This is a genomic window from Amycolatopsis sp. NPDC003865 (genome assembly GCF_053605345.1).
The window spans coordinates 245,810-255,835 of the sequence record NZ_JBSGJA010000014.1; the positions used below are offsets into that span (position 1 = coordinate 245,810).

Annotated in this window: 7 protein-coding genes; 4 read left to right on the plus strand and 3 right to left on the minus strand. The window is 72.0% G+C overall.

Features of this window, described 5'->3' with window-relative positions:
- Window positions 1-72 precede the first annotated feature (72 nt).
- Window positions 73-1,443 (minus strand): glycoside hydrolase family 28 protein, encoded by a 1,371-nt coding sequence (locus tag ACWEVP_RS30935; RefSeq protein ID WP_452066080.1) that lies wholly within the window; start codon window positions 1,441-1,443, stop codon window positions 73-75.
- A 172-nt stretch (window positions 1,444-1,615) separates the two neighbouring features.
- Here ACWEVP_RS30935 and ACWEVP_RS30940 point away from each other — a divergent pair, with 172 nt between their 5' ends.
- The gene (locus tag ACWEVP_RS30940) at window positions 1,616-2,770 is read left to right on the plus strand and encodes a DUF6745 domain-containing protein (RefSeq protein WP_452066081.1); all 1,155 of its coding nucleotides are present in this window, start codon (window positions 1,616-1,618) and stop codon (window positions 2,768-2,770) included.
- 18 nt (window positions 2,771-2,788) lie between these two features.
- Window positions 2,789-3,232, plus strand: a complete 444-nt coding sequence (locus ACWEVP_RS30945; RefSeq protein ID WP_452066082.1) for a hypothetical protein — start codon at window positions 2,789-2,791, stop codon at window positions 3,230-3,232.
- A 46-nt stretch (window positions 3,233-3,278) separates the two neighbouring features.
- On the opposite strand, the gene ACWEVP_RS30950 is transcribed toward ACWEVP_RS30945, so the two are convergent.
- Together ACWEVP_RS30950 and ACWEVP_RS30955 are read right to left on the minus strand one after the other, a co-directional pair.
- Window positions 3,279-3,836: a hypothetical protein gene (locus ACWEVP_RS30950; RefSeq protein WP_452066083.1), complete on the minus strand. Its 558-nt coding sequence runs from the start codon at window positions 3,834-3,836 to the stop codon at window positions 3,279-3,281.
- 78 nt (window positions 3,837-3,914) lie between these two features.
- Entirely contained in the window at window positions 3,915-5,879 is a 1,965-nt protein-coding gene (locus ACWEVP_RS30955; RefSeq protein ID WP_452066084.1) for a thioredoxin domain-containing protein, read from the minus strand.
- A 65-nt stretch (window positions 5,880-5,944) separates the two neighbouring features.
- On the opposite strand from ACWEVP_RS30955, the gene ACWEVP_RS30960 reads away from it, so the two are divergent.
- Window positions 5,945-7,312: a 3' terminal RNA ribose 2'-O-methyltransferase Hen1 gene (locus ACWEVP_RS30960; protein ID WP_452066085.1), complete on the plus strand. Its 1,368-nt coding sequence runs from the start codon at window positions 5,945-5,947 to the stop codon at window positions 7,310-7,312.
- Entirely contained in the window at window positions 7,309-9,795 is a 2,487-nt protein-coding gene (locus ACWEVP_RS30965) for a polynucleotide kinase-phosphatase (protein WP_452066086.1), read from the plus strand. Before ACWEVP_RS30960 ends, ACWEVP_RS30965 begins: the two co-directional genes overlap by 4 nt.
- Window positions 9,796-10,026: the final 231 nt, after the last annotated feature.

Sequence of the window (10,026 nt, forward strand, 5' to 3'; positions counted from 1 at the left end):
CCGTAAAGGACTGACGGCAGGCTTCCTACTCGTTGGTAGTAAGCCTGCCGCAGCCGCGCCGATCGCGCAGGATCAGATCGGCTTGCCGTTGACCGTCACACCGGTGAACTTGGCGTTGTCCACGTACTTGAGCGTGTTCGAGGTGTCGGACACGCCCTCAAACGTGGAGTTCGCCACGGAGAACCCGTGCACGTGGGCGGTCGAGAGCCCGCTGACGTCGAACGTCTTGCCCGCGATCTTCGTGCTCGCGCAGTTGCTCATCGTGAACGGCCCGAACGACGGGACGTAGCCGCCGGTCTGGCTGTTGTAGGTGGACGTCACGTACACGAAGTTCCGCGCGAAGGTGCCCGAAACACTGTCGAGGTTGATGTTCTCCGAGAACCCGCCACGCAACGTGTTCGACTTGACGTACAGCGCGAACTTCGTGTCACCCTTAACGGTGAGCCGGTACGCGTAGACGTTGCGGATCCCGCCGGTCTGTTCGCTGCCGCAGGTGATCGCGCCCCAGTTGCCGTTCATCACGCAGTTCACGACGACGAGGTTCTGGCACGGGACGTTCACCCGCCGCCCGTCGGCGTCGCGGCCGGACTTGATCGCGATGTTGTCGTCGTGCGCGCCGAGGGCGCAGTTCGCGATGACGACGTGGTCGCACGACTCGGGGTCGCAGCCGTCGGTGTTGGAGTGCGCGGTGCTGGGGTCGGTGCTGACGCCGTCGACGGTGACGTTGCGGCACAGCGTCGGGTGCAGCTGCCAGAACATGGAGTTCTTCAGCGTGATGCCCTGGATCAGCACGTTTTCGCAGGCGTACGGTTCGACGAACGCCGAGCGCATGTTGTGGCCGGACCCCGGCACGACGCGCTTCTCCGGCGGGGTTCCCTTGGCCACCAGCGTTTCCAGGTAGGCGCGGTCGCTGCCCTTGTTCCACGACGACGTGGCGGCGGCGTCGAGCGTGCCGCTGCCGGTCAGGCCGATGTTCTTCGCCCCGTGGGCGTAGATCATCGGCGACCGGTTGACGCACTCGATGCCTTCGTACCGCGTCAGCACGTTCGGGAACTTCGAGGCGTCGCCGCTGAACTTGAGCACCGCGCCCTTTTCCAGGTGGAGGTCGACGTTGCTCTTCAGGTGGATTGCGCCGGTCAGGAACGTGCCGCTCGGCACGACCACGTGTCCGCCGCCGGCCGCGGTGCACGCTTCGACCGCCTTCTCGATCGCCGCGGTGTTGTCGGTCTTGCCGTCGTTCTTCGCGCCGTAGCCGGTGATCGGGAAGCCGCGGTCCGGGAACGTGGGGATGGTGGTGTTCGCGACGATGTCGTTCGCCGCCGGCCACGGGAGCGCGGGGACGTCGACGCGGTACCGGCGCGCGGGCGCCGCCGGGAGACCGGGTACGAGTGAGACCGCGAGCGTGCCCTTGATCAGCTGCCGCCGGGTGAACCTGCCGTCCATGGACGCCTTCCTCCTCGGGAAAGACCACTGCGACGGCGGAACCACGGCACGGACCGTGGGCACGACGAACTCTAGGCGCCGACGCGGGTCCGGGTCCAGGCTTGCGCGGCCGGCGAAAGTGCTGTCATGATCGGCGCATGTCGATTCGAAAGGGCGTGCGCGCCCTCGCGCGTTGAGCGCCTCGCGACGGCCGGGCCGTCGCTTCCCCGGACCCGATCCGTGGTCCCGAGCTCTCGAAATCCGCGATGCCTGGCTGAGCTTCGCGCTGAGCACCGAACCGGCGGACCGGCCCGCCGCGGAAACGGCGATCAGCCTGCTCTACGAACTGGCCGGCGCGGCACCACCGGCGTTCTCGTGGGCGGGTTCCCCGGCCGCCGCGGTCGAACTGGTGACACCTGGGCAAGCGCTTTCCCTGGACGGCGACCAGCCGGTCGAAGCGCGGCTGGCGACGCGGGTCCGCTCCCTGCGGCAGCGGCTCGACCAGCGGACCGGCGGCCGGCGCGACCGGTACCGGGTGCCGGACCGGCCGCCCCCGGACCCGCTGCGCGTCCCGCTGCGGGCGTTGCTGAACAACGGGCTGGGTGCCGCGCTGGAGCGGTCGATCCGGGATTCCGTCGCCGGCGTCCTGCGGGGTGCGCTGCCGACGGGGGCCGGATTGCACTGGTACGGCCAGCAGGAAGCCCATTGGATCGCGCTGTACGACCTGCACCGCCGGGTCGGCGGCGCCGGGTTCGCTCCGGAAGACGCGTTCGAACTGGATCTGTGGGCCACGCTCGCGCGGTCCTGCGGCTGGTGGTGGCCGCGCGAAGGCAGGTGCGTCGTCGCCGAACGGCCGCTCGTCATGCGCACCGAGCGCGTGGACGACGACTACGGCGGGATCCGGCCGCACCACGCGAGCGGCCCCGCGATCGCGTTCCCCGACGGCTGGGCCGTGCACGCGTGGCACGGGACGCGGGTGCCGTCCTGGGTGATCGACGCGCCGACGGCCGACCGGATCATGGTGGAGCGCAACGTCGAAGTACGCCGGTGCGCGATCGAGCGGGTCGGCTGGCCGGCGTTCGTCGAGGAGGCAGGGCTCGCGTTGCTCGACCGCGCGGCCGATCCCGGCAACCCCGGCTGCGAACTGCGGCTCTACGACGGGTCGGCCCAGCCGTGGCGCGCTCCGGCCCGCTTGCTGCTGGTGGTCAACGGCTCCGTCGAACGCGATGGCACGCGCCGGCACTACGGGCTGCGCGTGCCAACGGAGATCGACCATCCCCTCGACGCCGCCGGCTGGACGTACGGGCTCACCGGAGCCCAGTACGCGCGGCTGCGGCGCCGGACCTGAACTCCTTGAGGTGAAAGCATGTTTCTCGCAGAACTGCTCGACCGGACCGGCCTCGACGTCCTGGCGCACCTGGACCGGCAGGTCGACGTCCCGGTGATCGACGGCCCGCAGGCCCAAGGCGACTTGATCGTCGTCCCGGCAGCGATGGCCGATGCCGTGCGCAGCCGCGCCGGCTGGCATTCCCTGCCCGCGGAAGGCGCCGAACTCGTCCGCGGTGGTGACGGGACCAACCCGCACACGCTGGTCGGCGTGTGTCAGCTGACGGTCCAGGTCGCCGATCCCGCAGGGCTCGCGGTCGCGATGCTGCACAACACCGCGCCGGTGTACCTGGTGCACCCGGAGCACGGGGCGACGGGCATCGCGCCGGGCCGCTGGATCGTGCGGCGGCAGCGGGAGCACGGCGGCTTCCGCAAGGTCGGCGCGCGCTGGTACGAGGGCGGGCCGGTGCTGGTCGCCGACTGACGGGTCCGTGGGGTGCCACCGAGGGGGCGGCACCCCACGGCTCGGGTCAGGCCAGGTCGGGGCCCTTCGAGCGCAGGTCGTCGACCTTGCTCATCGCTTCCCGCAGCTCGCCCAGCCAGCTGTCGGCATGCTCGCCCACCAGGCGGACCGCCCACGCCAGCGCGTCCGAGCGCGACCGGGCCACGCCCGCGTCCACCAGCGTGTCCAGGATCAGCCGCTCCGGCTGCCTCAGCCTGGTCATCACCGGCGCCGAATGCGTCGTGAACAGCGCCTTCGTGCCGCCCAGCTTCGCGCCCCACGCCACCTTGCGCTGGTAGCGGTGTTCCGCCTGCCTGGCGATCTCGATGCGCTCGTCGCGCGTCTCCTCGCGGTGGCGGCTGATGCGGCCCTCCTCGGCCGCCGCGCGGGCCGCGTCGTCCGCGTATTCCTCCGTCAGCGCCGGGAGCTCGCCGACCACGATGATCTCCTCGCGGTCGACCGACACCTCCGGGGCGCCGGTGAACCAGCCGTCGGGCAGGCGCCCGCCGAACCAGGCCGCCGCGTCGTCCGCCGGGGGCACTTCGGTCTGCTGCCAGCCCCGGCTGCCCTTCCAGCCTCGTCCCATGTTCGCCACCTCCGCGATTACATGATTACAACGCTACTGACGCTACGCCGAATACAGGTGAAAGAGCGGGTCGTTCACTCAGAGCTGAGCCGTCAGCTCCCCGGCGGAGGTGACCGGCCGGTCGCACACGTACCCCCGGCAGACGTAGGCCGCGGGCGAGCCGTCCACCAGCGGGCGGTCCGCCAGCAGCGGGACACCCGGCGCGTCCGGCTCCCCGGCCAGCACGATGCCGCCGCCGTGCACACCCCGCGCCGCGGCCAGCCGCAACGCCGGGTCCGCGCCGACCACCGCCACCTGCACCGGGCCGGCGTGGGCCGCCTCGGCCACCGACAGCCAGTGCCCGGCGAACCGCGGCACCCGCGCGGCCAGCACGCCGACCCGCCGCAGCGCCTGCTCGGCCGCCTCGCGGTACCGCGACGAGTCGTGCCCGGCCAGCGCCGACGCCGTCAGCAGCGCCCCGGCCAGCGCGGACGCTCCCGCCGGGCTCGCGTTGTCGCCCGGGTCGGCCGGCCGCTGGACCAGCGTCTCGGCGTCGTCGGCGGTGTCGAAGTACGCGCCGGGCACGTCCGGCGACGCGAAGTGCGCCAGCGCCAGGTCCAGCAGCCGGGTCGCCTCGGTGAGCCACTTCGCGTCGCCGGTCGCCTGGTGCAGGGCCAGGAAGCCGTCGGCGACGCAGGCGTAGTCCTCCAGCACCCCGGCCGACTCGCCCACGACGCCGTCACGCGAGCTGCGCCGCAACCGGCCGTCGACGACGTGGACGTCGAGCAGCAACCCGGCCGCGGCGGCCGCCCACTCGATCCACTGTGGACGATCCAGGGCGACGCCCGCCTCCGCCAGCGCCGTGATCGCCAGTCCGTTCCAGGACGCGATCACCTTGTCGTCACGCCCCGGCTGCGGCCGCTTCGCGCGCGCCTCCAGGAGCTGGACGCGCAGGGGTTCCGGCAGGTCACCGAACAGGCGCAACGTCGAGGCGCCTTCTTCGAACGTCCCCTCCTCGGTGACGCCGAACAACGACGCCGCGGAGTCGTCACCGACCACTTCACGCAGCTGCGACGGCGTCCAGACGTACGTCAGGCCTTCGACGCCGTCGGTGTCGGCGTCCAGTGAGGACGCGAAGCCGCCCTCGGGCGTCCGCAACGCGTCGAAGAGAAACTGCGCGGTCCCGGAGGCGACGCGCAACGCCGTCGCCGAACCGGTCCGCCGCCACAGGTGGGCGTAGAACCGCAGGAGCAACGCGTTGTCGTACAACATCTTCTCGAAGTGCGGCACGATCCACTCGGCGTCCACGGAGTACCGCGCGAAGCCACCCGCCAGCTGGTCGTACAGCCCGCCGCGGGCCATGGCCTCGGCCGTCTGGTCCATCAGGGACAGCGCGACCTCGGAACCGGTGCGCTCGTGGTGGCGCAGCAGGAACTCCAGCACCATCGACGGCGGGAACTTCGGCGCGCGGCCGAAGCCGCCGTTGACCGGGTCCGCCTCCTGCTGCAGCTTCGCGACCGCGCCGGCGAGCGCGGCTTCGTCCACAACGGACTCCTTGAGCGGGCCGGTCTGCTCGGCGATGTGCGCGACGATCTGCTTCGCGCCGTCCAGGAGCTCCTCCGGCCGCTCGCGCCACGCCTCGGCGACGGCGGCCAGGAGCTGCCGGAACGACGGCATGCCCGGCCGCGGCGACGGCGGGTAGTAGGTGCCGCAGTGGAACGGCTCGCCCTCCGGCGTCAGGAAGCACGTCATCGGCCAGCCGCCCTGGCCGGTCATCGCCTGCGTGGCGGCCATGTAGACGGCGTCGATGTCCGGCCGCTCTTCGCGGTCGACCTTGATGTTGACGAAGTGCTCGTTCATCACGGCGGCGGTTTCGGTGTCTTCGAACGACTCGTGCGCCATGACGTGGCACCAGTGGCACGCGGCGTACCCCACGGAAAGCAGGATCGGCACGTTCCGCCGGCGCGCCTCGGCCAGCGCGTCCGGACCCCACTGCCACCACTCGACCGGGTTGTCCGCGTGCTGGAGCAGGTACGGGCTGGTCGCGCTCGCGAGACGGTTCATGCGTCCAGGGTGGCACCCGGGAAAACCGGGCGCGCGGTCACAGTCCTCTCCGTCACACTGGCCCGGTGCTGCTGACGATCACGACCACCCGGACACCCGCGACCGACCTGGGCTTTCTCCTCCACAAGCATCCGGAGAAGGCCCAGTCGGTCGCGCTTTCGGCCGGGACCGCGCACGTCTTCTACCCGGAGGCGGCCGAAGACCGTTGCACCGTCGCGTTGTTCGTCGAGATCGATCCGGTCGGGCTCGTCCGCGGTGGCGGGACTTCGCTGACCCAGTACGTCAACGACCGGCCGTACGCGGGTGGCTCGTACCTCGCGGTCGCGCTGCGCGCCGCGTTCACCACCGCGCTCGCGGGCCGCTGCTCGGCGCGTCCGGAGCTCGTCGACGAACTCTTCGACTTGGAGATCCGCGTGCCGTCGCTGTCCGCGCGTGGCGGGGCCGAAGTCGTGCACAAGCTGTTCGAGCCGCTCGGCTGGCGCGTTTCCACCGCGCCGATCCCGCTCGACCCGGAATTTCCGGAGTGGGGCGAGAGCCGCTATGTCGACTTGACGCTCACCGGCACCCACCGGGTCGTCGACGCGCTGCGGCACCTCTACGTCCTGCTGCCCGCGCTCGACGGCGGCAAGCACTACTGGGTCGGCCAGGACGAGGCCGACAAGCTGCTGCGCGCCGGCGACGGCTGGCTCGCCGAGCACCCCGAGCGGACGCTCATCACGAACCGCTACCTCGACCGGCGGCGGCCGGTGGTGCGCTACGCGCTTTCGCGGCTGGCCGAAGCGGACGACGTCCCCGCGGACGCCGAGGCGCTCGTCACCGAGGTCCCGGACCGCCCGGAGCCGCTGGCGACGCAGCGCCACGGCAGCGTGCTCGCCGCGTTGCGGGCGGCGGGCGCGCGGCGCGTGCTCGACCTCGGCTGCGGGAGCGGCGCGCTGCTGCGCGTCCTCGAGAAGGACCGGACGTTCACCGAGATCGTCGGCGTCGACGTCTCCGCGAGCGCTCTCGACGTCGCCGAGAAGCGAATCAAGGACAGTGCCCGTGTCACGCTCCGGCAGTCCGCGCTCACCTACGCCGACCCGGCGCTGGCCGGCTACGACGCCGCCGTGCTGATGGAGGTCGTCGAACACGTCGACCCGGAGCGGCTGCCGGCGCTCGAACACGCCGTGTTCGGGGTCGCGGCGCCGCGCACGGTGCTCGTCACGACGCCGAACGCGGAGTACAACCGGCTGTTCGAGTTCCTGCCGATGGGGCATTTCCGGCACGCCGACCACCGGTTCGAATGGACGCGAGCCGAGTTCCGCGCCTGGGCGGACGGCGTCGCGACCCGGCGTGGCTACGAGGTCCGGTACGTGCCGATCGGACCGGTGGACCAGGAATCGGGACCGCCGACCCAGATGGCGGTCTTTTCGACCAGTGAGGAGGTGGCCGCGTGAAGCTGACCGTCCCCGACATGGCGCTCGTCGTGCTCGTCGGCGCTTCCGGCTCCGGCAAGTCGACCTTCGCGCGCACGCACTTCGCGCCCACGCAGGTGCTCTCCAGCGACTTCTTCCGCGGGCTCGTCGCCGACGACGAGAACGACCAGTCCGCGTCGGCAGAGGCCTTCGACGCACTGCACTACGTCGCGGGCAAGCGGCTCGCGGCCGGCCGGATGACCGTGATCGACGCGACGAACGTCCAGCGCGCTTCGCGGGCGAGCCTGGTGAAGCTGGCGAAGGAGCACGACGTGCTCCCGACGGCGATCGTGCTCGACCTGCCGTTGTCCGTGTGCGTCGCGCGCAACGCCGGCCGGCCCGACCGCGACTTCGGCGACCACGTCGTCCGGCGGCAGCGCGGCGAGCTGCAACGTTCGCTGAAGTCGTTGGAGCGCGAGGGTTTCCGGCGCGTGCACGTGCTGCGCGGCGAGGCCGAGGTGGCCGCGGCGGAGATCGTCGTCGAGCCGCTGCGCAACGACAAGCGGTCGCTGACCGGGCCGTTCGACGTGATCGGCGACGTCCACGGCTGCGCGGCCGAGCTCGAGGAGCTGCTGGCCGAGCTGGGCTACGTCGACGGCATCCACCCGGACGGCCGGACGGCGGTGTTCGTCGGCGACCTCGTCGACCGCGGCCCGGACACGCCGGGGGTGCTGCGGCGCGTGATGGGCATGGCCGCGGCGGGGAGCGCGCTGGTCGTGTGCGGGAACCACGAGCAGAAGCTGGTGCGCGCGCTGCACGGGCGGAAGGTCAACGTCGCGCACGGCCTGGCGGAGTCGCTGGAGCAGCTCGGCGCGGAGAGCGAGGAGTTCCGCCGGGCCGCGCACGAGTTCTGCGACGGGCTGATCGCGCACTACGTCCTCGACGGTGGTGACCTCGTCGTCGCGCACGCGGGGCTGCCCGAGCGCTACCACGGGCGCGCGTCCGGCCGGGTGCGGAGCATGGCGCTCTACGGCGACACGACCGGCGAGACCGACGAGTACGGCCTGCCGGTGCGGCTGCCGTGGGCCCGCGACTACCGCGGGTCCGCGATGGTCCTCTACGGGCACACGCCGACGCTGGAGCCGGAGTGGGTCAACAACACGATGTGCCTCGACACCGGGTGCGTGTTCGGCGGGAAGCTGACCGCGCTGCGCTACCCGGAGCGCGAGGTCGTCTCGGTGAAGGCACACCAGGTCTGGTACGAGCCTTCGCGGCCGCTGGACGCCGCACGGCCGTTGGGCGGGCGCGAGCCGGCGGTGCTGGAGCTGGCCGACGTCACCGGGAAGCGGATCGTGCAGACCGCGCACCACGGCCGAGTCGGTGTCTCGGCGGAGCAGTCGGCGGCGGCGCTGGAGGTGATGAGCCGGTTCGCGGTCGACCCGCGGTGGCTGGCCTACCTGCCGCCGACGATGGCGCCGTGTTCGACGTCCGCGCGCGAGGACTATCTGGAGCACCCGGAGGAGGCGTTCGCCGAGTATCGGGCGGCCGGGGTGCAGTCGGTGGTGTGCCAGGAGAAGCACATGGGCTCGCGAGCCGTCGTGCTGGTGTGCCGGGACAGCGGTGTCTCCCGCTTCGGCATCGAGGGCGGCGGCGCGGTGTACACGCGCACCGGGCGGCCGTTCTTCACGGCGGCGCAGAACGCTTCGCTCCTGGACGACGTGCGGGCGGCGGCCGGCGAACTGTTCGACGAGCTGAAGTCGGACTGGCTGCTGCTGGACGCCGAGCTGCTGCCGTGGAGCGCCAAGGCGGGCGGGCTGATCGCGGACCAGTACGCGTCGGTCGGCGCGGCGGCCCAGGCGGTGCTGCCGGCGGCGGTCTCGGCGCTGACGACGGCGTCCGCACGCGGCATCGACGTCTCTGACCTGGTGCGGCGCACGGCGTCCCGGGCGTCCACAGTGGACTCCTACCGGGCGGCGTACCGGCGGTACTGCTGGCCGACGTCGGGTCTGGACGGCGTGCGGCTGGCCCCGTTCCAGCTGCTGGCGTCGGAAGGCACGGCCTACCACGACCGGCCGCACTCGTGGCACCTGTCGGTGCTGGACCGGCTCGCGGGCCCGCGGTTCCAGCGGACCCGGACGCTGACGGTGGACGTGCTGGACGAGGCGTCCGTCGCGCGTGGGGTCGCGTGGTGGGAGGAGCTGACGGGGGCGGGCGGCGAGGGCATGGTGGTCAAGCCGTCGGCGAACCTGACCCGCGGCATGCGCGGGCTGGTCCAGCCGGGGGTGAAGGTCCGCGGGCGCGAGTACCTGCGGATCATCTACGGCCCGGACTACACGCTGCCGGAGAACCTCGAGCGGCTGCGCAAGCGCGGGCTGAACCGGAAGCGGATGCTGGCGCTGCGCGAGTACGCGCTGGGCCTGGAGGCGTTGGAGCGCGTGGCACGGGGCGAGCCGCTGTGGCGCGTCCACGAGTGCGTGTTCGCGGTGCTGGCCCTGGAGTCGGACCCGGTGGACCCGCGCCTCTGACCAGCGCCCCGCCAGGGCCTCAACGCGAGGGGAATAGCCCAACAGGCCCAGAGACCAACCCAGACCCCCCGCAACCCCGATCCGAAGCCAGAACACGGCCGGCGGCACCGGGTCAAGGCATCTTTCCCGCAGGGCTCTACCTGGTGGCCGTCATCATCGGCTTCACGTCGTGGGCGTGGGGCGCGCGAGTCCTTCGAGCGCAGACGCTTTCGTTGCGCGGCCGCGAATACG

Excerpts from the sequence above, each read along its gene's own strand:
- ACWEVP_RS30935 (WP_452066080.1), bottom strand. The coding sequence starts at position 1,443 with ATGGACGGCAGGTTCACCCGGCGGCAGCTGATCAAGGGCACGCTCGCG.
- ACWEVP_RS30945 (WP_452066082.1), top strand. The coding sequence starts at position 2,789 with ATGTTTCTCGCAGAACTGCTCGACCGGACCGGCCTCGACGTCCTGGCG.
- ACWEVP_RS30950 (WP_452066083.1), bottom strand. The coding sequence starts at position 3,836 with ATGGGACGAGGCTGGAAGGGCAGCCGGGGCTGGCAGCAGACCGAAGTG.
- ACWEVP_RS30955 (WP_452066084.1), bottom strand. The coding sequence starts at position 5,879 with ATGAACCGTCTCGCGAGCGCGACCAGCCCGTACCTGCTCCAGCACGCG.